We start from the raw sequence: 22,419 nt of genomic DNA, 5'->3' as shown, positions 1-22,419 counted from the left end.
AGCTACTCGCGGTACTCGGCAAAGTATTCGTAGCCTTTGAGCAGGAGAAAGGCGCCGGCCAGGATGACCGCCGTCAGCAGCAGCCGGCGCGCCCGCAGCGCCTGGCCGTCACGGGCCTCCACGACCGCCAGGGTAATCGCCAGGCTGCTGGTCAGCAGCAGCACGCTGTTGAACCCGGCGAGCCAGTAGTGCAGATGCCCGACGGTTTCGCCGACCCCGCCCGGGTGCGCGGTGCGCGTATACCAGATCACCACCAGCAGCCCGCCGAACATCATCAGCTCGGTCGCCAGAAAGGCCCAGGTGCCCAGGTGCGCCGTTTCGTGCTGCTGGCCGTGGGTCTGGAACTGCTCGGTGATCGGGTATTCAACCTTTGCCATGGGTCGCCTCGGGCGGGTAGTCGTAGGCCTCGAAGTCCACCAACGGGATCGTCTCGAAATTGTGCTTGGGCGGTGGCGACGGCACGTGGCGCCATTCCAGCCCGGCGGCATCCCAGGGGTTGTCCGGGGCCTTTTCGCCGCGGTACAGCGACCACAGCAGATAGAACAATGGCAGCGCATAGGCCACCCCGAGCACCAGCGCGCCGCAGGACGAAAGGATGTTCAGCACGCCGAACTCCTCCGGGTAGGCGTGATAACGGCGGGGCATGCCGAGATAGCCAAGGATGAACTGCGGAAAGAAGGTCAGGTTGAAGCCGAAGAAGATCATCACCGCGGCGATCCGCCCCCACAGCTCCGGGTACATCCGCCCGGTGATCTTTGGCCACCAGAAGTGCAGCGCGCCGAAATAGCCCGCCACCGCTGCGCCCACCATGATGTAGTGGAAATGCGCCACGACGAAGTAGGTGTCGTGCACGTGCAGGTTGGCCGCCAGCAGGGCAAGGAACAGCCCGGTGATCCCGCCGATCAGGAACAGCCCGAGAAAGGTCATCGCATAGAGAAAGGGCGCGTTGATCGTCAGCCGGCTCTTGTACAGCGAGGCGGTCCAGTTGTACGCCTTGATCGCCGACGGGATCGCCACCAGGAAGCTCAGCAGCGAGAAGGCCATGCTGGCGTACATCGACTGCCCGGCGACGAACATGTGATGGCCCCAGACCATGAAGCCGATCACCGCGATGGCGATGCTGGAAAAGGCCACGAAGCGGTAGCCGAAGATGCGTTTGTGCGCCGCCGAGGTGACCAGCTCGCTCATCACCCCCATCGCCGGCAACACCATGATGTAGACCGCCGGGTGGCTGTAGAACCAGAACAGATGCTGGAACAGCAGCGGATCGCCGCCGAGCGAGGGGTCGAACACGCCGATGCCGAAAAGGTGTTCCAGGGCGACCAGGGTAAGGGTGATCGCCAGCACCGGCGTGGCCAGCACGAGGATCACCGAAGTCGCGTACAGCGACCAGACGAACAGCGGCAGACGAAACCAGGTCATGCCCGGGGCGCGCAGCTTGTGCACCGTGGCGATGATGTTGATAGCGGTGAAGATCGACGAGAAGCCGGTGATGAAGACGCCGACGATCACCGCCACCACATGGCCGTTGCTGAACATCGTCGAGTAGGGCGTGTAGAAGGTCCAGCCGGTGTCGACCCCGCCGGCGACCAGCGCATAGAGGGTGAACAGCCCACCGGCCACCAGCAGGTACCAGCTGGCCAGGTTCAGCCGCGGGAAGGCCATGTCGCGCGCACCGACCATGATCGGTACAAGGAAATTGCCGAACACCGAAGGAATCGAGGGAATCAGGAAGAACCAGACCATGATCACGCCGTGGATGGTGAAGGCCCGGTTGTAGCCGTCGGCGGTCAGCAGGTCGCCGTCGGGCGTGACCAGTTCGATGCGGATCAGGCTCGCCGCCAACCCTCCGACGACGAAGAAAAAGGTCACCGCCAGCAGATAGAGCACCGCGATACGCTTGTGATCGGTGGTCAGCAGCCAGGAGAGGATGCCGTGCTCGGCTTCCAGGTAGCTCGGCTCGCGGACGGCCTTGATCTCGCTCATGGGCGGCTCCGTTTCGGGGGAATGATGGCCTGCTCCTCGCCCAGCGACTGGATGTAGGCGGTCAGGCGCAGCACCGCGTCCTCATCGAGGATCCTGGCGTAGGTCGGCATGATCGGCTCGAAGCCGGCGACCACCTGCTTGCTCGGCAGCATGATCGAGTCGCGGATGTAGCCGGCGTCGGCGACCACCTCGTCGCCGTCGGCCAGGGCCACTCGGCGGCCGTAAAGGCCCTGCAGCAGCGGGGCGCGGGTCGCCGAGCGCTCGCTGTGGCAGCCGCTGCAGCCGAACTGGCGGAACAGCGCGGCGCCCTGCTCGGCGAGGCTGCCGTCGGTGGCCGCCTGCTGCAGCCACTGCTGGTAGGCCGCCGGCGGCTGGATGACCAGCTGCGCGGTCATGCCGGAATGGTCGGTGCCGCAGTATTCGGCGCAGAAGCCGTCGAAGCGGCCGGTCCTGTCGGCGCGGAACCAGAGCTCGGTGTAGCGCCCCGGCAGGACGTCCTGCTTGATGCGCAGCGCGGGAAAGAACAGGCTGTGGATCGCATCCTCGGAGATCATCACCAGCTTGACCGGCCGGTCGGCCGGCACGTGCAGGGTGTTGATCTCGCGCTGGCCGCCGGGGTGCTGGAACTTCCACATCCACTGCTTGGCGGTGACGCGGATTTCCAGCGCATCGGCCGGTGGCACACGCGCTTCGTAGAACAGCCGCGCGGAGAGCAGGAACAGCACCATGGCACCGATGAAGGGCAGCACGATCCAGGTGGTTTCCACCTTCCAGTTGCCTTGCGACTGATGGTGCCGCGGTACGTCGCGGCCGGCGCGGTAACGCAGGGCGAAGAGCACCAGGCAGAAGAACACCGGCAGCACGAACAGCCCCATCAGCAGGGTGAACACGGTGATCAGCCAGTCCACGTCGCTGGCGTGCTGCGAGGCGGACGCCGGCCACAGGCGCAGGAAACCCTCGAGGATCATGGCCGACGCCCCCCTCGCTCGCGGCGCAGGTTGAACAGGATGAAGCCGCCGAGCAACAGCACCGTGGCGCCGCCGCCCAGCTGCAGGGCCTCGATCACCAGGCTGCTGTAGCCGCCGGTCTTCGGGTCGTAGTGGTAGCAGAGCAACAGCAGCTGGTCGGTGAAATCGCCGACGCGGCCCTGGCCGGCCTCGAGCAGCGCCAGGCGCAGGTCGTCCGGCTGGTAGCCCAGACCATAGAGCCAGCGCGACAGGCGCCCGTCGCGGCTGAGCGCGGCGACCGCGGTGACATGGGCGTACTCGCCGCTTTTCTCGTCGTAGGCGTAGCGAAAGCCCAGTGCCTCGGCCAGCGCCGAGCTGGCCGCCGCCGAGCCAGTGAGCAGATGCACGCCCGGCGAGTCGGCCAGCGCCGGCCAGCGGCGCGCCAGCTTGGCCTGCTCGGCGCGTGCGTCGGCCGGCGTTTCGTTCGGGTTGAAGCTGAAGGCCACCAGTTCGTAGTCCTCACCGGCGCGGTAGGGCAGGCCGTCGAGCATCTGCAGCAGCGAGGCCAGCTGGCTGCCGCAGACATTCGGGCAGGTGTAGTACAGCGGCAGCAGCAGCACCGGCCGCTTGCCGAACAGCTCGGCCAGGCGCAGCTGGCGGCCGTGCTGGTCGGTAAAGCGCAAGTCCAGCGGAACCTGCGCGCCGGGCCGGGCCTCGATGCCGCTGACCTCGAACGGATCGAAGGGGGCCTCGGCGTACGACAGCGGGCTGACGAACAGGAGCAGCACGGCCAGCAGCAGGCGCGGGTCAGTCATGGCCAGGTTCCTCGCCGCTCGCGTCGGCCTCTGGCCAGCCCTCGTGCGCCAGCCGTGCCATGGCCTCGTCGATGGGCAGGTGCGCCAGGCCGGCCTGGCGGTCGACCCAGCCGAGCGTCTGCAGGCGCCGCCGGGCAGCCGCCAGCACCGCCGGCGCGGCGACCTGCGCTGCAGCGTCCAGGTTCGGGATTGCCGGGCGAAAGGCCGAGGCTTCGCGCGGTGTGGGCGGCTGCTCCGGCTCGTGCTGGGCGTAAAGATGCAGCAGCAGGGCGACGCCGCCGAGGCTCAGGCCCAGCCCCACGGCAATGATCAGCCCCGCCAGCAGCACTCGCGGCACGCGGGCATCCTGCGGCTCGTAGCCCAGTTCGCGGGCGCGTGGGTCAACCTCGGCCATGCTCGCCTCCGATCAGGGGCCAGGCAGGCCGCAGCACCAACAGCCAGGCCAGCGTCAGCAGCGCGCCAAGGCTCCAGAGCAGCAGCGGCGAATGCTCGGCAAAGCCCGGCAGCACCCACCAGAGCAGCTCCAGCTGGCCGAGCAGCAGGGTGGTGATGGCCACGCCCTGCAACGCACCGCTGCGCTCGCCCAGGGGCAACAACAGCAAGACCAGCGGCAGCAGGCCCTGACCGACGCCCAGCAGCCAGACAACCGCGGCGCCAAAGCCTTCGATGCGGGTCAGATACCAGCGGATCTCTCGTGGCAGGTCGGCCGACCAGATGATCAGGTACTGCATGTAGTGCAGATACAGCCAGAGCAGCACGGCCGCGATCAGCAGGCCGCGCAGCACGCCACGCCGCTCGGCACCGGCGTGCAACGCCAGCAGCACCGCCAGGGCGACCGCCGAGAGCAGCCCGCGGCTCAGGTAGAGCAGCCCGTAGAGGGTCGAGAAGAATTCGGGCTCCAGGCTCATCGCCCAGTCGATCGCCGCGGCCGAACCACTGAGCACCAGCAGCACCAGGCCCGGCCCGGCCAGCCGCGGACGGCGCGGCAGCAACCAGGCCAGTGCGCTCCAGAGCGCGACGTAGAGCAGCGTGCGCAGCGTGAACGCCAGCGGTGACAGCCAGACGCCGCGAAAACCCTCTTCGCCTTCCAGCGCCCAGGGGTATAGCCGGTGCTGGGCCAGCAGCGCCGGCAACAGCAGCAGCCCGAGCAGGGGCGCCAGGCGTGCGATGCGCCCGGCGCCTGGCAGGATCAGCCCCTGCCAGCTGCCGCTGACCAGCGGCACCGCCAGCTGGAGCAGCAGGCCACCGATAACCAGCGCCGCCAGGGCGAAGGCCACGGCCAGGCTGGCCGCGGCCAGTGGCGGCCAGAACAGGCCGAGCACGCCGAGCAGCAGGGCCAGTACGGCCGGCCAGGCAAGCATGCGCAGGTTCATGGCCGGCCCTCCAGGCGCCGACGTTGCGCCGCGCTCAGTTGCTCCAGCGGCACGCCCTGGCTGCGCTGCAGCGCTCGCACATAGGCGACGATGGCCCAGCGATCGGCTGGGGGGATGCGGCTGGCGTAGCTGTACATCTGCCCGTAGCCATGGCTGATGACCTCGATGTAATGCCGGTCCGGCGCCTCGCGCAGGCGCGCCGCAGCCAGGTCTGGCGGCTTCGGGAAGCCACGTTGCACCACCACGCCCTCGCCGTTGCCGAGCAGGCCGTGGCACGGCGAGCAGAAGATGTCGAAGCGCTCGCGGCCGCGCTCGAGCAGCGCCCGGCTCATCGGCGGGCGCCTGTACAGGCGGGCCTCGCGGGCCAGATCGCCGCGGGCCACGGTGAACGCTGGCGGAGCCTGGTTCACTGCTCCGTTGGCGAATACCCTGGCGCTGCCCTGAGCCTTGAGCTTTTCCTGGCGCGCCATGTCATCGCAGCCGGCCAGTGCCAGCAGCATCAGCAGGATGAGAACGCGCATCAGGGTTCGATCTCCGTTACCGAGACCGCCCGCTGCGACAGCCAGAGCAGCGTCGTGCCGGGGTCGAACAGCGGGTCCTCGGCATAGATGCACAGCAGGAAGCGGTCGTCCGAGGCGCGGCGAAAGCTCTCCGCTTCGAACAGCGGGTGGTGCAGCAGCGGCAGGCGGCAGGCCAGCAGCAGGCCGAACACCGCAAACAGGCCGGCGAACAGGATCATCAGCAGAAAGCCGACCACGGCAAAGGCTTGCAGCGCCACCAGCGGGCGGCCGCCGATATCCAGCGGGTAGTCCAGGTTGACGTAGATCTGCAGGCCGAAGCCGGCCAGCGCGCCAAACAGCGCACCGGCCACGCCCCAGCGGATCGGCTCGCGATGATCGTGGCCAAGCAGCGGCTCGATGGCCTCGAGCGGGAAGGGGCTGAACGCCTCCATGTGCCGGTAGCCAGCCTGATGCGCGGCGCGCGTGGCTGCGAGCAGGGCATCGGCATCGGCGAAGTCGGCGAGCAGGCCGAACAGCGGCTTAGCCATCCTCACCTCCGCGATAGCGATGCAGCACTTCCTTGACTTCCATCGCCGAAACCATCGGCACGAAGCGGATGAACAGCAGCAGCGGCACGAGGAACAGGCCAAAGGTGCCGGCCAGCAGCGCCCAGTCCCAGACCGTCGGCAGGTAGGCCTCGCTGCTCATCGACGGCATGTGCGGGTGCGTCTCTGGCGTGACGATGAGCATGTAGCGTTCGCACCACATACCCACCAGCACCGCCGCGCTGACCAGGCAGAGCAGCCGCGGGCGGGTGCGTACCCGGCGGCTCCACAGCGCCTGCAGGATCACTACGTTGCACAGGATCGCCAGCCAGAAGCTCCAGGCGGTGTAGCCACCCAGGCGCGCCTGGGTGACGAGGATCTCGTGGTGCCGCCCGGAATAGAACGCCACGAAGATGTCGGCGACATAGCCATAGGCGGTCATCAGCCCGGTGGCCAGCAGCAGCTTGCCGAGCATGTCCAGGTGACGTGGGGTGATCAGCGTCTCGAAGTGCAGCAGGTGGCGCACGCTGCAGGCGATGATCGCCACCAGCGCGAAGCCGGAAAAGACTGCGCCGGCAACGAAGTAGGGCGGAAACACCGTCGAATGCCAGCCGGACGGGTCGCCGAGCGCGAGCAGGAACGAATAGCTGCTCGATACCGCGAACACCAGCGGCACCGCCAGCAGCGCGAGGAAGCGATAGCAGCGGCGCCAGCGCACCCAGTGGCTGCCGGCACCGCGCCAGCCAAGCGCGAGCAGGCCGAACACCACCTGCTGCACGCGGCGGGTGGCGCGGTCGCGGGCGCAGGCGAAATCCGGGATCGCGCCGACGTAGAGAAACAGCAGCGAGAACAGGAGGTAGGCCAGCACGGCGAAGAAGTCCCAGGCCGTGGGGCTGCGGAACTGTGGCCAGACGTCCATCGTCGCCGGGTAGGGCGCGCTCCAGTAGAACAGCCAGGGCCGTCCGAGGTGCAGGATCGGAAAGATCCCGGCGCAGATCACCGCCAGCAGCGTCATCAGTTCGGCCAGGCGGTTGAGCGAATTGCGCCAGGGCCGGTCGATCAGCAGCAGCAGGGCGGAGATGAAGGTGCCGGCGTGGCCGATGCCCAGCCACCACATGTAGTTGAGGATCGGCAGCCCCCAGTTGACCGAATTGTTGTTGCCGAAGATGCCGACGCCGCGCAGCAGCAGGTTGCCGACTGCGAGAAAGAACAGCCCGAGCAGGGCGCAGCCGATGGCGAAGGCGACCCACCAGCTGGCGCGATGGCGAAAGTGCAGCGGTGTATCGATGGCCAGCTCGGAGACCGCGCCGAGCGGCAGCTGCGGTGGCAGGAAGTGCGGCGTGTCAGCCATCGCTGCGGCCCTCCGGTGTCTCGTCGGCGGGGAGGCCGTCCTCGAGGGCCGCCAGGTAGGTGGTGCGCGGCCGGGTGTTGAGCTCTTCGAGCAGCGCATAGTGGCGCCGGGTCTCGCGCTGGTAGTGCAGGCCGCTGTCGGCACGTGAGAGATCGCCGAAGACGATCGCCTGGGTCGGGCAGGTCTGCTGGCAGGCGGTCTGCAGTGTCTGGCTGGCAATCGGCCGGTCGCCCATGCGCGCATCGATGCGCGCCTCGCTGATGCGCTGCACGCAATAGGTGCATTTCTCCATCACGCCGCGCCCGCGCACCGTGACGTTGGGGTTGCGCTGCGCCTGCAGCAGCGGCGGGTCGTCGCCGGTCCAGTCGAACCAGTTGAAGCGCCGCACCTTGTACGGGCAATAGGAGGCGCAGGTGCGAGTGCCGATGCAGCGGTTGTAGACCATCTGGTTGAGCCCTTCGGGGCCGTGCACCGTGGCGTTGACCGGGCAGCCCATCTCGCAGGGCGCGTGTTCGCAGTGCATGCAGGGCACCGGCAGAAAGCTCGAACGCGGCGCCTCCGGCGAGCCCTCGTAGTAGTGGTCCACGCGCAGCCAGTGCATGGCGCGACCGGCGGCGACCTGCTCGGCACCGACCACCGGCACGTTGTTCTCCGCCTGGCAGGCGACCACGCAGGCGTTGCAGCCGATGCACTGGTCCAGGTCGATCAGCATGCCCCAGCGGGGTTCGCCGAGCGGGCCGCCAGCCGGCGGCGGCGCGGCCGGCGTGGCCGGATAGAAGGACGGCTGCTCCGCTGCCGTGGCCGGTTGCCTGGCGACTTCGCGCGGCAGCCGGCGGGCCGGGGCCTGTTCGGCCTTCATGCTGTGGTGCATCTGGGTGATCGCCAGCGGTACCGTGCCGTCGAGCGGGGCGAGCCGCGCACCTTCGCGCCGCCAGGGTTCGGCGAGGCGGCGAAGCGGGGTGACATCGAAGCCCTGGCCCACCGCCACGCGGCCCATGCGTCGGCGGCCGTAGCCGGCACGGACTTCGAGCACGTCCGGGTGCTGCCCGGGCGCGAGAATCACCGCGCCTTCGATGGCTCCGCCGTCGACCTCGACCCGTACCCGGTCGCCATTGCGCAGACCCAGGCGTTCGGCCTGGCGCGGCGCGATCGCCACCGCATTGCTCCAGGTGAGCTTGCTCAGCGGCCGCGGCAACTCCTGGAGCCAGCCGAGATTGGCGAAGCGGCCGTCCCAGATCGCCTCGTCGGGGCGGATAAGGACCTCGTAGCCGCCCGGCGCCTCGACGGCCGGCAGGGCGACGGGCGCAGCCGAGACGGCCACTGGCGTCGGCTGACGGCCCTCGATGAAGCCGCGTTCGAGCGCCGCGCGCCAGGCCGCTTCGTCGAGTGACTGCCAGGTTTCGCGCAGCTGGGCATGGCTGTCCGCCGTCGGCTCGCCGCGCAGCAGCGCGAGCAATTCGCTGGCGCTGCGCGTGGCATGCAGCGGTTCGATCAGTGGCTGCCCGAGGCAGGGCGTGCCGTCGGCGGCGAGGCCGTCGTGCCAGGCTTCCAGCGGGTGGCTGAGCGGCAGGTGCCAATGGCTGTGCGAGGCCGTTTCGTCGTAGTACTGGCCGGCATGCAGGCACCAGGGCAGTGCTTCCAGCGCGGCCGCGAAGGCGGCCTCGGCAGGCGCCTGGTAAGCCGGGTTGCAGTCCAGGGCAAGCAGGCTCTGGACTTCACCGGCGCTGAGCGCCGCGCATAACTGCCCGAGGTCGCCGAGCGGCTGGCCGCCAATCTCGAGCTGTTGCAGCGGCGCGCTGAAGCTCAGGGTGTGGCCGAGGTTGCCCAGCCGATCGTTGAGCCGGTAGACGGCGGCCTGGGGCGCGGCATCGCTGCGTGCACCGGCGCTGACCAGGCAACGCCCGGCATGCGCGCGTAGCGCGGCAGCCATCCGCCGGACCCAGTGCTGCTCGTCGGCGGCCAGCTCCGGCGCCGGGCCATCGTCGATCTCGGCGAGCAATGCGCGCAGCAGGCGGTTCTGTTCGGCGCCATTGGCGATGCGCCGCTCGCTGGCCTTGGCGCCGGTCAGGCTGGGGCAGCTTTCAACGGCGATCAGCAGGGCCTGGCCGCGGCCTTCGGCGGCCGCGCGACGGCGCTCACCCCAGCGGCTGGCGTGCAGCACCTGCTGCGGGCCGCTGCCGAGCAGGTCGTCCTCGAAACACAGCAGCAGTTCAGCCTTTTCCAGGTGCAGGTGGCGCTCCAGCGGCCGGCCGAAGGCCTGCTCGGCGGCGGCGTAATGGCGCCCCTCGTAGGGCTCGAAGCGATACAGCCGTGCCTGTGGCCAGCGCGCGAGCCAGCGCTCCAGCTCGCGCGCCAGGGTCGGCGAGCTGCTGGCGCCGAGCAGCAGGTGCAGGCCCTGGCCGGCGCTGGCATCCCAACGTTCACGCCAGCCGGCGGCCTCGCCGAGAAAGGCCTCCCAGGACGCGTCACGGCCCTTGTAGCGGGGCGCCTGCGAGCGGTCCGGGTCGTACAGCTGGAGGATCGCCGCCTGGGTGATCGCGCTGGCCGCACCCCGGCAGGCCGGATGGTCGGAGTTGCCCTCCAGCTTGGTCGGGCGGCCGGCCTGGGTGCGGCCGAGTACCGGCTGCAGGTAGCCGGCGAAGTCCACCGCGGTGGCGTACAGGCGCGTTTCGCCCGGCACGATGAGTTCGGGCTGTTCGACATAGGGCACCGCGGTCTCCGGTGCCTTGCCGCAGGCCGCCAGGCCGCCGAAGGCGAGCGAGGCGCCCATCAGCTGGAGAAAGCGGCGCCGGTCGAGCTGCGGCGCGACGCTCGGAAACTCGGCCTCGCAGAAGGTCACGAAGCTCGGGTCCTCGGCCAGTTCTTCCAGGCTGCGCCAGTAGGTCGGGCCGCGCTCTTCGGCGAGGCGTCGGCCGATGGCGGCGAAATCGAGCGGGTCGCGGCGGCTCATCGGTGGCAGGTATAGCAGTGGGTGAGTGAGGTCCCGGCGATGCCGTGCTTTTGCATCAGGCGTTCACCGAGGGCCCGGCGGTCGCCCTCCGGCTGCCAGTCCATGTCGGTGACGAAGCGCCGCGGGCGCAGGCGCGGCGCCGGGTCGCGGTGGCATTCCAGGCACCATTGCATCTGGAAGCTGTTTTCCCGGCGCATCAGCGGCATGCGGTCGACCCGGCCGTGACACTCGGCGCAGCCGACCCCGGCCTGCACGTGCACACCGTGGTGGAAATAGACGTAGTCGGGCAGCTTGTTGACCCAGTTCCAGCGCAAGGGCTCGTTCTCCGTAAGGCTGCGGCGCACCGGCTCGAGCATCGGCGCGCCGGTCCAGACCTGCGAGTGACAGGACATGCAGGTGTGCGTCGGCGGAAAGCTCGCCGCCGCGGCCTGCTCGACACTGCTGTGGCAATAGCGGCAATCGATGCCCAGCTCGCCGGCATGGTGGCGGTGGGAAAACGGCACGGGTTGCTCGATCCTCCAGTTCTGGCCGGTCGAATAGTCCGAACGCGCCAGCACCAGGCCGACCACGAAGATCAGCAGGGCACCGCCGCCGACGCCGAACAGGGCGAGCCGGAACCACATGTCGGCCGAGCGCGAAAAAATCTGTGCCATCACCCTTGTCCAAGCGACATCAGAGTTTTGGGTCGTGTAACAGGATGTGAGTTCACTCGAATGTGCGATCAGCGAATCGGCACGGCCTGACGACGCGTGGCCGGCAGCCGATTGGCGCGGTGCGGCCCAGGGCTGCGACGTGACGGCCACGCCGGGACTGGCCCGTTGCCTGGCGCACGCGGCCTGCGCTGAGGGCGCGCGAAACCCGGCGGCTCGGCGCCCGGCTGGTTTACCGGCAAGCGCGATGGACCAAAAAAACGCTGAACCCCGCGCGCCGCTGCCCGGTCACTAGAAGGACGTCGCGGGCGATTGCTCCCCGTGGCATGCCTCGGCCCGTTCGCGCGAGGCGCCCGTCCATCGCGCCTGCCGGCCTGCCGGCGGCGCCCTCGCTGGGGGATTGCAGATGGCGCTTGCCATGGCTTTTCAGCACCAGCTCAGAGATCACCGACCTCTTGTCGGCGGCGTGCCGTGCGCCGCGCCAAGGCCACCTGGCAGGTGCCCGCTGCTCGTCCCCGAGCGCTGGCGCCCGAGCTAGGCCGGCGATCGAACGCCTGCGCACGGATGCCGGGGCCAGCCGCCACAGGGATGCCTGTCCACGCAACGACAAGAACAACGGAGGCCTGATGTCAGACTGCACGATCCGCTTCGATGGCAAATCGCTGACCGGCACCGCCGGCGCGCCGCTGATCGATTTTCTCGCCGAACACGACATTCACCTGCCGCACGTCTGCTACCACCGCTCGCTGGGCTCGCCGCAAACCTGCGATGTCTGCTGGGTCGAGCTCGATGGCGAGCTGGTGCGCGGCTGTACGCTGCAAGCCCGCGAGGGGCTCGAGGTCACCAGCCAGGCCGCACGCGCCAGCGCCGCGCGCGAAGAGGGTATGGATCGCCTGCTGGCCAAGCACGAGCTGTACTGCACGCTGTGCGAGAACAACACCGGCGACTGCACCCTGCACAACACCGTCGCCGACATGAACATGCCGGTGCAGCGCTACGCCTTTCAGCGCAAGCCCTACGAGAAGGATCACTCCAACCCCTTCTACACCTACGATCCGGACCAGTGCATCCTCTGCGGTCGCTGCGTCGAGGCCTGCCAGAACGTCGAGGTGAACGAGACGCTGTCGATCGACTTCCAGATGGACCCGCCGCGCGTGCTCTGGGACGGCGGCCAGACCATCGCCGGCTCGAGCTGCGTCAGCTGCGGCCATTGCGTCACCGTCTGCCCCTGCAACGCGCTGATGGAAAAGACCATGCAGCCCGACGCCGGGCCTTTCACCAGCCTGCCGCAATCGCTCAAGCGGCCGATGATCGATGCGGCCAAGGCGCTCGAACACACCATCGGCGCGCCGCCGATCACCGCCATCTCGAAAATGGACATGCACTGGCGCCAGCCGGAGATCAAGCGCACCAAGACCGTGTGCACCTACTGCGGCGTGGGTTGCTCGTTCGAGATGTGGACGCGCGACCGCCACATCCTCAAGGTGCAGCCGGTGGTCGAGGCGCCGGTCAACGGCATCTCCACTTGCGTCAAGGGCAAGTTCGCCTGGGACTTCGTCAACAGCGAGCGGCGCCTGACCATGCCGCTGATCCGCGACGGCGGCACCTTTCGCGAGGCCAGCTGGGACGAGGCGCTGGATTTGGTGGCGCGACGCCTGCTGGCAATCCGCGACGAGCACGGGCCGAACAGCATCGGGTTCATCGGCTCGAGCAAGGCGAGCAACGAGGAGGCCTACCTCACGCAGAAGATCGCCCGGCTGGTCATTGGCACCAACAACGTCGACAACTCCTCGCGCTACTGCCAGAACCCGGCGACCAAGGGCCTGTTCCGTACCGTCGGCTATGGCGGCGATGCGGGCAGCATCGAGGACATCGAGCAGGCCGAGCTGGTGGTGATCGTCGGCAGCAACCTGTCGGAAAACCACCCGGTGATCGCCTCGAAGGTCAAGGCCGCGCAAAAGCTGCGCGGGCAGAAGCTGATCGTCGTCGACCCGCGCCGTCAGGAGATGGCCGAGCGCGCCAACCTCTACCTGCGGCCGAATGCGAGCACCGATCTGGTCTGGGCCTCGGCGCTGTCGCGCTATCTGCTGGAACAGGGCCTGGCCGACGAGGCCTTTCTCGCCAGCCAGGTCAACGGGGTCGAGGAATATCGCCAGTCGCTGGCGCCGTTCACCCTGGAATTCGCCGAGCAGGTGACCGGCATCCCGCGCGCGCAGCTGGTCGAGGCCGCCGAGCTGATCGGTCGCGCCGGCAGCGTCTGCCTGCTCTGGGCCATGGGCATCACCCAGCACAGCCACGGCGCCGACACCAGCACGGCGCTGTCGAACCTGCTGCTGGTCACCGGCAACTATGGCCGGCCGGGTACCGGCGGCTACCCGATGCGCGGGCACAACAACGTGCAGGGGGCGAGTGACTTCGGTTGCCTGAAGAACATGTACCCCGGCTACGAAAAGGTCTCCGACGACGCCGTGCGGGCCAAGTGGGCACGTGCCTGGGGCGTGCCGCCGGAGCAGCTTTCGGGCGAGGTCGGTTCGGACAACTTCCTCATGGTGCAGCAGGCCGACGAGCGCAAGGTGCGCGCGATGTACATCATCGGCGAGGAGACGGCCTTTTCCGACGCTGACAGCCACAACGTGCATCAGGCCTTCGAGAAGCTCGACTTCATGGTGGTGCAGGACGTGTTCCTCAGCCGCACCGCCGAGTTCGCCGATGTGGTCCTGCCGGCCTGCCCGAGCGTGGAAAAGGAGGGCACCTTCGTCAACACCGAGCGGCGCATCCAGCGCTTCTACCCGGCTCTCGAGCCGCTCGGCGACAGCCGCCCGGACTGGCGCATCCTCACCGACCTCGCGGCGCGCATGGGCCATTCCTGGGGCTACACGCATCCGGGGCAGATCATGGACGAGGTGGCCGGCATCGCCGATCTGTTCGCCGGGGTCAGCTACGCGCGGCTCGAGGGCTGGAAGTCGTTGTGCTGGCCGGTGGCCGCCGACGGCCAGGACACGCCGTTGCTGTATACCGACGGTTTCCACACCGACGACGGCAAGGCGGTGCTCTACCCGCTGGAGTGGAAGGCGCCGGCCGAAGGGCCGGACGACACCTTCAACCTGATGGTCGACAACGGCCGCATGCTCGAGCACTTCCAGGGCGACAACCAGACCGGGCAGGGCCTGCGCATGAGTTCGCTGTCACCGCACTGGTTCGTCGAGGTCAGCCCCGAGCTGGCCGCCGAACGCGGCATCGGCCAGGGCACCTGGGTGCGCCTCACCTCGCGCCGCGGTGCCGTCGAACTGCCGGCAGTGGTCACCGAGCGGGTCGCCGGCAAGACCCTGTTCGTGCCCATCCACCAGGGCAAGCCAGGGCTCAATCTGCTTACCGGCGAACACCACGACCCGGACGTCAACACGCCCGCCTACAAGGAAACCGCGGTGCGCCTGGAGGTCCTGCAGCGCCCGCCGCTGGAGGCACCGCTGCCGCCCGGCAACTTCCGCCACGGCCAGCGCACGCCGAATGCCGGCGTGCCGGTCGAGGTCAAGTGGATGCGCGACGACTATGTCGAGCCGCCTGCCCATGAACAGCATCCGGAGAGTCTCTGATGGCTGAACGTATCGAGAACTATCGGGTTCGCCCGCCCAAGATCGGGGCGACCGCCGAGGACGAGCTGAACCAGTTGCTGCAGACGCTGCACGAGCGCGGCATCCTGCGTTTTGCCAATGACCTGGCCGGCTCGCAGGCCGAGGTGATGAAGGTGCTGGTCGACGGGTTGAACAAGCCGGGCACGCTCAATGCCATCCAGAATCTGTCGATTCTCGGCATGGCGCTGTCGCGCATTCCGCCGGAGCAGTTCTACAAGGTGGCCTTTGCCGTGCGCGATGGCCTGTCGACCGTCGCCGGCTACCAGCCCGAGGAGCACGGCAAGGATGCGCCGGGCGTCAGCGGCGCCTACCGGCTGCTGCATGACGACGACCTCTGGCGCGCCATCACGCCGCTGCTCGACGGGCTCAAGGCTTTCGCCCAGGGGCTGGACCGCGAAGTCGACAAGCCGATCAGCGCCTTCAGCGGCAAGTCCAGCGACTTCTGACCGTTCGTCGTGCCGCGGCGCGCTGCCCGTGCGCCGCGGTGCCGCGCGGGCGCCCGTGGCAGAGCGTTCGCCGGTTTCGCTGACGGGGCGGCTGGCAGGCCGGTCCGCCATGCGGGGGAACTCAGCGGTGGCACGGGGGTCTGTCAGCCCACGGACGTGGCCTGGCCGCCCCTGCGGCTGCCCGCCTTTTTTTCATCGCGTCGCCCTGTCCGTGTTCATCGATCCGGCCCGGCCGGCTTGTTTTCCTGCCGGCGCGCCCCTGTGCTGCGCCGGCCTTACTCATTCCAAGAAAGTTATCCATCCGAATGCGCTCTCAACTGCTCAATCACTCCATTGGCCGCCGCTACGCCCGCATGCGGGGCGGGTTGCTGGCCGCGCTCATGGGCGCCAGCCTGCTGGCTGGCACTGCCCACGCCCAGGAAGGTGACAATGCACGCTGGGTCAGCGACCAGCTGACCACCTACGTGCGCAGCGGCCCCACCGATGGCTATCGCATCGTTGGCTCGCTCACCTCGGGACAAAAGGTCGAACTGCTGCAGACCCAGGGCGACTACAGCCAGGTCCGCGGCGAGTCCGGCGACAAGGTCTGGATCCGCAGCGCCGACCTGCAGGAAGTACCCGGCCAGGCCGAACGCCTGCCGCAGCTGGAGGCCGAGACGACCGAGCTGCGCGAGCAGCTGCGCACCATCGATGACAGCTGGAATAACCGCGTGCAGGGCATGCAGGAGACGCTCGACTCGCGCAAGGCGCTGATCGACGAACTCGAGGCGCGCAGCCGTGCGCTGGGCGAAGAGCTCGCCGAAGCCCAGGCCGCCCTGCGCGAGGCGCAGGCGCAACTGGGCGACGAGAACAAGCACGTGCTGATGACCTACATGGTCTATGGCGGCAGCATCGCCGGCGCCGGGCTGCTGGCCGGGCTGATCCTGCCGCTGCTGTTCGGCCGCCGTAAGCGCAACGACCGCTGGTTCTGAGGCGAAGGGCTCAGCCGGCCGACGGCTGGGCCTGCGCCGACGGTACGGGCTGGACGTACAGCCGCTCGCCGCGCCCGAGGCCGACGAGGCCGGGATGGTCGTGGCCGACTTCCGCCTCGATCGGCTCGGGGTGCCCGGCCAGCCTGAGCGTGACCCGGGTGAGCGCGCCCAGCGGCCGGATATCCTGGACCTCACTGGCGATGTAGGCCGCCTGTGGCTCGCGCGAAAGCCGCACCTCATGCGGGCGGAACAGCACGCTGCGCCCTTCGTCCAGCTGCAGGCGATTGGCGTCGCCGAGGAAGTGGTAGACGAACTCGCTGGCGGGGTTGGCGTAGACCTCCGCCGGCGTGCCGATCTGCTCGATCACACCCTTGTTCATCACCACGATGCGATCGGCGACCTCCATCGCCTCCTCCTGGTCGTGGGTGACGAATACGGAGGTCAGGTGCACGTCCTCGTGCAGCCGCGCCAGCCAGCGGCGCAGTTCCTTGCGCACCTTGGCGTCCAGCGCGCCGAACGGCTCATCGAGCAGCAACACCTCTGGCTCCACTGCCAGCGCGCGGGCCAGGGCAATGCGCTGGCGCTGGCCACCGGAGAGCTGCTCGGGGTAACGGTCGGCGAGCCAGTCGAGTTGCACCAGGCCGAGCAATTCGTGCACCTTCTCGTCGATCACTGCATCGCTTGGGCGCTGCTTCTTCGGCTTCATGCGCAGGCCGAAGGCGACGTTCTCGAACACGGTCATGTGGCGGAACAGTGCGTAATGCTGGAAGACGAAGCCGACGTTGCGGTCGCGCACATCGCGGCTGGAGACATCCTCGCCATGGAACACGATGCTGCCGCTGTCGGGGGTTTCCAGCCCGGCGATGATGCGCAGCAGGCTGGTCTTGCCGCAGCCGGACGGGCCGAGCAGGGCGACCAGTTCGCCGCTCTGGATGTGCAGGTCGATCGCCTGCAGCGCCTGGAACCCGCCGAAGCGCTTGTTGACGTCACGGACTTCGATACTCATGGCTGTGCTCCGGTTTTCAGGCGCGCGATGCGCGATTCGCTCCACTGCTTGAGCAGCAGGATCACCAGCGCCAGGGCCAGCAGCAGGCTGGCCACGCTGAACGCGGCGACATGGTTGTATTCGTTGTAGAGAATCTCGACGTGCAGCGGCAGGGTGTTGGTCAGCCCGCGGATATGCCCGGAGACCACCGACACCGCGCCGAACTCGCCCATCGCCCGCGCGGTGCAGAGCACCACGCCGTAGATCAGGCCCCATTTGATGTTCGGCAGGGTGATGTGCCAGAACATCTGCCAGCCGCTGGCGCCGAGCAGGCGTGCGGCTTCCTCTTCGGTGCTGCCCTGTTCCTGCATCAGTGGGATCAGCTCGCGGGCGACGAAGGGCACGGTGACGAACAGCGTCGCCAGGACGATGCCCGGCACGGCGAAGACGATCTGGATATCGCGATCACTCAGCCACGCGCCGAAATAGCCCTGGGCGCCGAACAAGAGCACGTAGATCAGGCCGGCGATGACCGGGGAGACCGAGAGCGGCAGGTCGATCAGGGTCACCAGCAGGCTCTTGTCGCGGAACTCGTACTTGCTCACGCACCAGGCGGCGGCGACGCCGAACACCAGGTTCAGCGGCACCGAGATGCCCACGGCAAGCAGGGTGAGCTTGAGCGCGGCCAGGGCATCGGGCTCGAGGATCGCCGTAAAGAAGGTGCCGACCCCTTGCTTGAAGGCCTCGCCGAGGACGACCAACAGCGGCAGCAAGAGGAACAGCGCGAAGGTCAACCAGGCCGCGCCGATCAACAGGCGGCGGGCCGTTTGCTTGCCGCGACGGGTAGTGGTGGCGCGGGCATTCGCCGACACGGGCAGGGAAGCGGTAGTCATGCTGGCCTCCTCAGCCGTGGGCAATGCGGCGCTGCAGCAGGTTGATCGCCAGCAGCAGGATGAAAGACACCACCAGCATCAGCACGCCGATGGCCGTGGCGCCGGCGTAGTCGTACTGGTCGAGCTTGACCATGATCAGCAGCGGCAGGATCTCGGTCTTCATCGGCATGTTGCCGGCGATGAAGATCACCGAGCCGTACTCGCCGACGCCGCGGGCAAAGGCCAGGGCGAAGCCGGTCAGCCAGGCGGGCAGCAGCGCTGGCAGCAGCACATGGCGAACGATCTGCAGCGGACGCGCGCCGAGGCAGGCTGCGGCTTCTTCCACTTCACGCGGGATATCGGCGAGCACCGGCTGGAGGGTGCGCACCATGAAGGGCAGGGTCACGAAGGTCAGTGCCAGGGTGATGCCCAGCGGGCTGTAGGCGATCTTGAAGCCCATCTGCGTGGCGAACTGGCCGATCGGTCCGTTCGGCGCGTACAGCGCGGTGAGGGCAATGCCTGCCACCGCGGTCGGCAGGGCGAAGGGCAGGTCGATCATCGCCTCGATGATCTTGCGGCCGGGGAAGCGATAGCGCACCAGCACCCAGGCCAGCAGCGTGCCGATCACGCCATTGAGCACGGCGGCCGCGAAGGCGGTGCCAAAGCTCAGCTTGAGCGCCGCCAGCACGCGCGGCGCGCTGACGATGGCGATGAACTGCGCCCACGAGAGTTCGGTGGTCTTGAGAAACAGCGCACCCAGGGGAATCAGCACCAACAGGCTGAGGTACACCAGGGTGTAGCCCAGCGTCAGCCCGAAGCCGGGTATGACGGAGGTAGATCGGCTAGACATGTTCGAGGCTCGGTCGGTTTGGCGTAATGGCCGAAAACGGGAAGACCGTAGGGTGGAAAACGCGCGAAGCGCTTTTTTGCGCACCTCACGCCCGAGCCTGCTGTATGCGGGCCAGGGCCTCGGACGCGTGGATGGCTGCGGCCATCCACCCTACGACTCGATCGGTTTGGAGTTAAAACCTGGAAAACCGTAGGGTGGAAAACGCGCGAAGCGCTTTTCCACGCGCCTCACGCCCGAGCCTGCTGTATGCGGGCCAGGGTCTCGGATGCGTGGATGGCTTCGGCCATCCACCCTACGAATTCGATCGGTTTGGAGTTAAAAGCTGGAAAACCGTAGGGTGGAAAACGCGCGAAGCGCTTTTCCACGCGCCTCACGCTCGAGCCTGACGTATGCGGGCCAGGGCCTCGGACGCGTGGATGGCTGCGGCCATCCACCCTACGAATTTCCGCTTACTGCGCCTGGTAGATCTGGTCGAAAACGCCACCATCATTGAAGAACTTCGGTTGTGCGGCCTTCCAGCCACCCAAATCCCCGTCGATGGTGACCAGCTTCAGCGCCGGGAACTGATCCTTGAATTCGGCCGCCACGGCCTCGTTGCGTGGCCGGTAGAAGTGCTTCGCCGCGATGCGCTGGCCTTCCTCGCTGTACAGGTAGTTCAGATAGGCCTCGGCCAGCGCCCGCGTGCCCTTGCGCTCGACGTTCTTGTCCACCACGGCCACCGGTGGCTCGGCAAGGATCGACAGCGACGGCGCGATGATCTCGAACTCTTCACCGCCCTGTTCCTTCAGGGCCAGGAAGGCCTCGTTCTCCCAGGCCAGCAGCACGTCGCCGATGCCATTGTTGACGAAGGTGACGGTCGAGCCGCGGGCGCCGGTATCGAGCACCGGCACATTCTTGTAGAGCTTCTCGACAAAGGTCTGGGCCTGTTGCTCGTCGCCGAATTTCTGCTGGGCGTAGGCCCAGGCGGCGAGGAAATTCCAGCGTGCGCCGCCGGAGGTCTTCGGGTTCGGCGTGATCACCTCGACGCCCGGCTTGACCAGGTCGTCCCAGTCCTTGATGCCCTTCGGATTGCCCTTGCGAACGAGGAACACGATGGTCGAGGTATAGGGCGTGCTGGCGTCCGGCAGGCGGGTCTGCCAATCCTCTGGGATCAGTTTGCCGAGGCGATGCAGCTCGTCGATATCGCCCGCCAGGGCCAGGGTCACCACATCGGCGCGCAAGCCGTCGATCACCGCGCGGGCCTGCTTGCCCGAGCCGCCATGGGACTGCTGAATCTTGATCGGCTCATTGCCCTGGGCCTGCCAGTGCTTGTTGAAGGCGTCGTTGAATGCCACATAGAGCTCGCGCGTCGGATCGTAGGACACGTTGAGCAGGGTATCGGCGGCCAGTGCAGGGCCGGCGATCAGCGCGCTCGCCAGGGCGGCGAGGGCGAAGCGACGAATGGACATGGTGCAGCTCCTGAAAAAACTGATTGGGTAGGGGTTGGCGCTTCAGGGACGGTCGCTGAAATCACGCTGCAAGACAGGCAGGGCGAGGCGGAAGCAGCCTGGCGGGTTGCAACCTGGTCTAGCGGTGTCAGGTGGTTTTCAGTGACTCGATCAGCTCCGCATTCGCGGGCGACAGCTGCAGTACCGGTGCGTGTTCATGTGCTTGTTTTCCATGGTCACGCCCTCCGGTGGTCCAGTCGGGCTAGGGTTGGTCGGTCGGGTTCAGGCGTTTTTCACGGTGGCTTGCAGACGAAATTTTTCCTTGCGCTCGATCTGCACCACCTGGCCGTTGTGCACGGTGATTTCCAGCGAGCCGTACTTGAGGCCGGCGAGCGCTTGAAGGATCTCGCGTAGCAGGCCCTTCTCGTCCTGAGCATCCGGATAGCGAAGCGGTTCGCTCATCGTGTTCTCCAAGGCCGCCCTGCACTGCGGGATTGCAGCGCAGCGAGGTAGGCGTCGGGCAGATAGTAGGCAGTGCCGTTTATTCCAGAAAATACATTTTTATCACATGCTTATAACCAAGCGCTCGCGGAGAGAAGGCTTTTGCTATTAAACTAAAAGGAATAGATAAATTCTTTTTTATTCTTTTATGGTTGGTTCGGGCAGGCTCTAGACTCAGCCCCATCGTTGAGAGGAGGTGCGGGCATGCACAGCGAATCCATTCGTTACCTGATCGTGCCGGGCTGGCATGGCTCGCCTGACGATCATTGGCAGAGTCACTGGCAGCGCAACCTGCCCAACAGCGTGCGCGTCGAGCAGCGGGATTGGGTCGAGCCGCGCCGCGAGCCCTGGATTGCCGAACTGTCGCGTGCCGTCGAGGCCAGCGCGCAGCCCACCGTGGTGATCGCCCACAGCCTGGGCTGCGTGACGCTGGCGCATTGGGCGCAGCGGGCACCCGAGGCACTGCGGCAGCGGGTGCGCGGCGCGCTGCTGGTGGCGCCGGCCGACGTCGAGCGGGCGCAGTGCCCCGAGGCCCTGCGTGATTTCGCCCCGGCGCCGCGGCAGGCGCTGCCGTTTCCCAGCCTGCTGGTCGGCTCGGACAACGATCCGGCCGCCAGTGCCGAGCGAGCCATGGCCATGGGCCGCGACTGGGGCAGCGAGACCGTCGTGCTCGGCGGCGTCGGCCACATCAACGTCCGCTCCGGCCATACGCGCTGGGAGCAGGGCTTCGCCTATCTTTATCGTCTGCAGCGACTGATCGAACAACGTGCGCGCCTGGTTGCCTGACCGCGCGTTTTCCATGCCATCCAGTGAAGGGAGAGAACCATGAGCATCCATCTCGGCGATATCGCCCCCGACTTCGAACAGGACTCCAGCGAAGGCCGCATCCGCTTCCATGAGTGGCTGGGTGACAGCTGGGGTGTGCTGTTCTCGCATCCGGCCGACTTCACTCCGGTGTGCACCACCGAACTGGGCTTCACCGCCAAGCTGAAGGACGAGTTCGCCAAGCGCAACGTCAAGGCCATCGCCCTGTCCGTGGACCCGGTGGATTCGCACATCAAGTGGATCGAGGACATCAACGAGACGCAGAACACCCGCGTCAACTTCCCGATCCTGGCTGATGCCGACCGCAAGGTCTCCGAACTGTACGACCTGATTCATCCCAATGCCAACGACACCCTGACGGTGCGCTCATTGTTCGTCATCGACCCGAACAAGAAGGTGCGTCTGACCATCACCTACCCGGCGAGCACCGGGCGCAACTTCCACGAGATCCTGCGGGTGATCGATTCGTTGCAGCTGACCGACAACCACAAGGTCGCCACCCCGGCCAACTGGCAGGACGGAGACGAAGTGGTAATCGTGCCCTCGCTCAAGGACGAGGCCGAGCTCAAGCAGCGCTTCCCCAAGGGCTACCGGGCGGTCAAGCCGTACCTGCGCCTGACACCGCAACCGAATCGGTGATTGGCATAGGCCCGCCGCGGGTATGAACCAACGGCACGCGAACGTGCCGTTTTGACCAGGCCGAAGGGCGCGCGTCACGCGCGCCCTTCGGCCTTTTTCGTTTGCGCCTGAGCATCGTGCGTCGCGCTTGCATACGGCCGAACACGCGGCGTTT

At 67.5% G+C, this 22,419-nt stretch carries 21 protein-coding genes; 5 read left to right on the top strand and 16 right to left on the bottom strand.

Annotated features, from left to right (window positions below; genetic code table 11):
• Nucleotides 1-2: 2 nt before the first annotated feature.
• The 11 genes from CL52_RS21490 to CL52_RS13435 are packed head-to-tail and all read right to left on the bottom strand — an operon-like array spanning nucleotide 3 to nucleotide 11,120.
• A complete protein-coding gene (locus tag CL52_RS21490) occupies nucleotides 3-377 on the bottom strand; it encodes a cytochrome c oxidase subunit 3 (protein ID WP_052264573.1) in 375 nt (124 codons plus the stop codon).
• The gene (locus CL52_RS13480; RefSeq protein WP_041109235.1) at nucleotides 364-1,986 is read right to left on the bottom strand and encodes a cytochrome c oxidase subunit I; all 1,623 of its coding nucleotides are present in this window, start codon (nucleotides 1,984-1,986) and stop codon (nucleotides 364-366) included. Before CL52_RS13480 ends, CL52_RS21490 begins: the two co-directional genes overlap by 14 nt.
• Nucleotides 1,983-2,954, bottom strand: a complete 972-nt coding sequence (gene coxB / locus CL52_RS13475; RefSeq protein ID WP_041109237.1) for a cytochrome c oxidase subunit II — start codon at nucleotides 2,952-2,954, stop codon at nucleotides 1,983-1,985. Before coxB ends, CL52_RS13480 begins: the two co-directional genes overlap by 4 nt.
• Nucleotides 2,951-3,748 (bottom strand): SCO family protein, encoded by a 798-nt coding sequence (locus tag CL52_RS13470; RefSeq protein WP_041109239.1) that lies wholly within the window; start codon nucleotides 3,746-3,748, stop codon nucleotides 2,951-2,953. Before CL52_RS13470 ends, coxB begins: the two co-directional genes overlap by 4 nt.
• Nucleotides 3,741-4,142, bottom strand: coding sequence for a hypothetical protein (locus CL52_RS13465; RefSeq protein WP_041109240.1), 402 nt, complete (start codon nucleotides 4,140-4,142; stop codon nucleotides 3,741-3,743). The genes CL52_RS13470 and CL52_RS13465 overlap by 8 nt, the downstream gene beginning before the upstream one ends.
• Nucleotides 4,129-5,121, bottom strand: a complete 993-nt coding sequence (locus CL52_RS13460) for a hypothetical protein (protein ID WP_041109242.1) — start codon at nucleotides 5,119-5,121, stop codon at nucleotides 4,129-4,131. Before CL52_RS13460 ends, CL52_RS13465 begins: the two co-directional genes overlap by 14 nt.
• Nucleotides 5,118-5,642 (bottom strand): c-type cytochrome, encoded by a 525-nt coding sequence (locus CL52_RS13455; protein ID WP_041109244.1) that lies wholly within the window; start codon nucleotides 5,640-5,642, stop codon nucleotides 5,118-5,120. Before CL52_RS13455 ends, CL52_RS13460 begins: the two co-directional genes overlap by 4 nt.
• Nucleotides 5,642-6,169, bottom strand: a complete 528-nt coding sequence (locus CL52_RS13450) for a DUF3341 domain-containing protein (RefSeq protein ID WP_052264572.1) — start codon at nucleotides 6,167-6,169, stop codon at nucleotides 5,642-5,644. The genes CL52_RS13455 and CL52_RS13450 overlap by 1 nt, the downstream gene beginning before the upstream one ends.
• Entirely contained in the window at nucleotides 6,162-7,517 is a 1,356-nt protein-coding gene (gene nrfD, locus CL52_RS13445; RefSeq protein WP_041109246.1) for an NrfD/PsrC family molybdoenzyme membrane anchor subunit, read from the bottom strand. Before nrfD ends, CL52_RS13450 begins: the two co-directional genes overlap by 8 nt.
• Nucleotides 7,510-10,467, bottom strand: a complete 2,958-nt coding sequence (locus tag CL52_RS13440) for a TAT-variant-translocated molybdopterin oxidoreductase (RefSeq protein ID WP_043221238.1) — start codon at nucleotides 10,465-10,467, stop codon at nucleotides 7,510-7,512. The genes nrfD and CL52_RS13440 overlap by 8 nt, the downstream gene beginning before the upstream one ends.
• Complete coding sequence (locus tag CL52_RS13435; protein WP_041109249.1) at nucleotides 10,464-11,120, bottom strand: cytochrome c3 family protein; 657 nt, start codon at nucleotides 11,118-11,120, stop codon at nucleotides 10,464-10,466. Before CL52_RS13435 ends, CL52_RS13440 begins: the two co-directional genes overlap by 4 nt.
• 623 nt (nucleotides 11,121-11,743) lie before the next feature.
• On the opposite strand from CL52_RS13435, the gene fdhF reads away from it, so the two are divergent.
• The 3 genes from fdhF to CL52_RS13420 all read left to right on the top strand — a co-directional run bounded on the left by fdhF (nucleotide 11,744) and on the right by CL52_RS13420 (nucleotide 16,166).
• Nucleotides 11,744-14,710 carry a formate dehydrogenase subunit alpha gene (fdhF, locus tag CL52_RS13430; RefSeq protein WP_043221236.1) on the top strand — a complete coding sequence of 989 codons (2,967 nt, stop codon included), beginning with the start codon at nucleotides 11,744-11,746 and terminating at the stop codon, nucleotides 14,708-14,710.
• Entirely contained in the window at nucleotides 14,710-15,195 is a 486-nt protein-coding gene (locus CL52_RS13425; RefSeq protein ID WP_041109251.1) for a helical membrane plugin domain-containing protein, read from the top strand. The genes fdhF and CL52_RS13425 overlap by 1 nt, the downstream gene beginning before the upstream one ends.
• A 353-nt stretch (nucleotides 15,196-15,548) precedes the next feature.
• On the top strand, nucleotides 15,549-16,166 hold the full coding sequence (locus CL52_RS13420; RefSeq protein WP_235366423.1) for a TIGR04211 family SH3 domain-containing protein: 618 nt from the start codon (nucleotides 15,549-15,551) through the stop codon (nucleotides 16,164-16,166).
• Between the two features lie 10 nt (nucleotides 16,167-16,176).
• Here the strand turns inward: CL52_RS13420 and CL52_RS13415 are convergent, their stop codons facing one another.
• The 5 genes from CL52_RS13415 to oscA all read right to left on the bottom strand — a co-directional run bounded on the left by CL52_RS13415 (nucleotide 16,177) and on the right by oscA (nucleotide 20,762).
• Nucleotides 16,177-17,172 (bottom strand): sulfate/molybdate ABC transporter ATP-binding protein, encoded by a 996-nt coding sequence (locus tag CL52_RS13415; protein WP_043221231.1) that lies wholly within the window; start codon nucleotides 17,170-17,172, stop codon nucleotides 16,177-16,179.
• Nucleotides 17,169-18,044 carry a sulfate ABC transporter permease subunit CysW gene (gene cysW / locus CL52_RS13410; RefSeq protein ID WP_043221229.1) on the bottom strand — a complete coding sequence of 292 codons (876 nt, stop codon included), beginning with the start codon at nucleotides 18,042-18,044 and terminating at the stop codon, nucleotides 17,169-17,171. Before cysW ends, CL52_RS13415 begins: the two co-directional genes overlap by 4 nt.
• Before the next feature lie 10 nt (nucleotides 18,045-18,054).
• Entirely contained in the window at nucleotides 18,055-18,873 is an 819-nt protein-coding gene (cysT, locus tag CL52_RS13405; protein WP_043221226.1) for a sulfate ABC transporter permease subunit CysT, read from the bottom strand.
• 449 nt (nucleotides 18,874-19,322) lie between these two features.
• Nucleotides 19,323-20,321 carry a sulfate ABC transporter substrate-binding protein gene (locus CL52_RS13400; protein WP_043221224.1) on the bottom strand — a complete coding sequence of 333 codons (999 nt, stop codon included), beginning with the start codon at nucleotides 20,319-20,321 and terminating at the stop codon, nucleotides 19,323-19,325.
• Between the two features lie 261 nt (nucleotides 20,322-20,582).
• Nucleotides 20,583-20,762, bottom strand: a complete 180-nt coding sequence (oscA, locus tag CL52_RS13395; protein ID WP_043221221.1) for a sulfur starvation response protein OscA — start codon at nucleotides 20,760-20,762, stop codon at nucleotides 20,583-20,585.
• A gap of 243 nt (nucleotides 20,763-21,005) precedes the next feature.
• On the opposite strand from oscA, the gene CL52_RS13390 reads away from it, so the two are divergent.
• Together CL52_RS13390 and CL52_RS13385 are read left to right on the top strand one after the other, a co-directional pair.
• Complete coding sequence (locus CL52_RS13390; RefSeq protein WP_043221218.1) at nucleotides 21,006-21,587, top strand: alpha/beta hydrolase; 582 nt, start codon at nucleotides 21,006-21,008, stop codon at nucleotides 21,585-21,587.
• Nucleotides 21,588-21,626: 39 nt separating this feature from the next.
• Nucleotides 21,627-22,265 (top strand): peroxiredoxin, encoded by a 639-nt coding sequence (locus CL52_RS13385; RefSeq protein WP_043221216.1) that lies wholly within the window; start codon nucleotides 21,627-21,629, stop codon nucleotides 22,263-22,265.
• The last annotated feature ends 154 nt before the right edge of the window (nucleotides 22,266-22,419 follow it).

The sequence above is a fragment of the Stutzerimonas balearica DSM 6083 genome (assembly GCF_000818015.1).
In the GTDB taxonomy this organism is placed as follows: Bacteria; Pseudomonadota; Gammaproteobacteria; order Pseudomonadales; family Pseudomonadaceae; genus Stutzerimonas; species Stutzerimonas balearica.
The sequence above is the reverse complement of the archived record's forward strand: the minus strand, read 5'-3'. Positions and strand labels throughout refer to the sequence as shown.

Bases quoted from the DNA above. Each gene is read 5' to 3' on its own strand.
- cysT (WP_043221226.1), bottom strand. From the start codon at position 18,873: ATGTCTAGCCGATCTACCTCCGTCATACCCGGCTTCGGGCTGACGCTG.
- CL52_RS13450 (WP_052264572.1), bottom strand. From the start codon at position 6,169: ATGGCTAAGCCGCTGTTCGGCCTGCTCGCCGACTTCGCCGATGCCGAT.
- CL52_RS13390 (WP_043221218.1), top strand. From the start codon at position 21,006: ATGCACAGCGAATCCATTCGTTACCTGATCGTGCCGGGCTGGCATGGC.
- CL52_RS13465 (WP_041109240.1), bottom strand. From the start codon at position 4,142: ATGGCCGAGGTTGACCCACGCGCCCGCGAACTGGGCTACGAGCCGCAG.
- cysW (WP_043221229.1), bottom strand. From the start codon at position 18,044: ATGACTACCGCTTCCCTGCCCGTGTCGGCGAATGCCCGCGCCACCACT.
- CL52_RS13385 (WP_043221216.1), top strand. From the start codon at position 21,627: ATGAGCATCCATCTCGGCGATATCGCCCCCGACTTCGAACAGGACTCC.
- fdhF (WP_043221236.1), top strand. From the start codon at position 11,744: ATGTCAGACTGCACGATCCGCTTCGATGGCAAATCGCTGACCGGCACC.
- CL52_RS13415 (WP_043221231.1), bottom strand. From the start codon at position 17,172: ATGAGTATCGAAGTCCGTGACGTCAACAAGCGCTTCGGCGGGTTCCAG.
- CL52_RS13440 (WP_043221238.1), bottom strand. From the start codon at position 10,467: ATGAGCCGCCGCGACCCGCTCGATTTCGCCGCCATCGGCCGACGCCTC.
- CL52_RS13425 (WP_041109251.1), top strand. From the start codon at position 14,710: ATGGCTGAACGTATCGAGAACTATCGGGTTCGCCCGCCCAAGATCGGG.
- CL52_RS13470 (WP_041109239.1), bottom strand. From the start codon at position 3,748: ATGACTGACCCGCGCCTGCTGCTGGCCGTGCTGCTCCTGTTCGTCAGC.
- CL52_RS13420 (WP_235366423.1), top strand. From the start codon at position 15,549: ATGCGGGGCGGGTTGCTGGCCGCGCTCATGGGCGCCAGCCTGCTGGCT.
- CL52_RS13480 (WP_041109235.1), bottom strand. From the start codon at position 1,986: ATGAGCGAGATCAAGGCCGTCCGCGAGCCGAGCTACCTGGAAGCCGAG.
- CL52_RS13400 (WP_043221224.1), bottom strand. From the start codon at position 20,321: ATGTCCATTCGTCGCTTCGCCCTCGCCGCCCTGGCGAGCGCGCTGATC.
- coxB (WP_041109237.1), bottom strand. From the start codon at position 2,954: ATGATCCTCGAGGGTTTCCTGCGCCTGTGGCCGGCGTCCGCCTCGCAG.
- oscA (WP_043221221.1), bottom strand. From the start codon at position 20,762: ATGAGCGAACCGCTTCGCTATCCGGATGCTCAGGACGAGAAGGGCCTG.
- nrfD (WP_041109246.1), bottom strand. From the start codon at position 7,517: ATGGCTGACACGCCGCACTTCCTGCCACCGCAGCTGCCGCTCGGCGCG.
- CL52_RS13455 (WP_041109244.1), bottom strand. From the start codon at position 5,642: ATGCGCGTTCTCATCCTGCTGATGCTGCTGGCACTGGCCGGCTGCGAT.
- CL52_RS13435 (WP_041109249.1), bottom strand. From the start codon at position 11,120: ATGGCACAGATTTTTTCGCGCTCGGCCGACATGTGGTTCCGGCTCGCC.
- CL52_RS13460 (WP_041109242.1), bottom strand. From the start codon at position 5,121: ATGAACCTGCGCATGCTTGCCTGGCCGGCCGTACTGGCCCTGCTGCTC.
- CL52_RS21490 (WP_052264573.1), bottom strand. From the start codon at position 377: ATGGCAAAGGTTGAATACCCGATCACCGAGCAGTTCCAGACCCACGGC.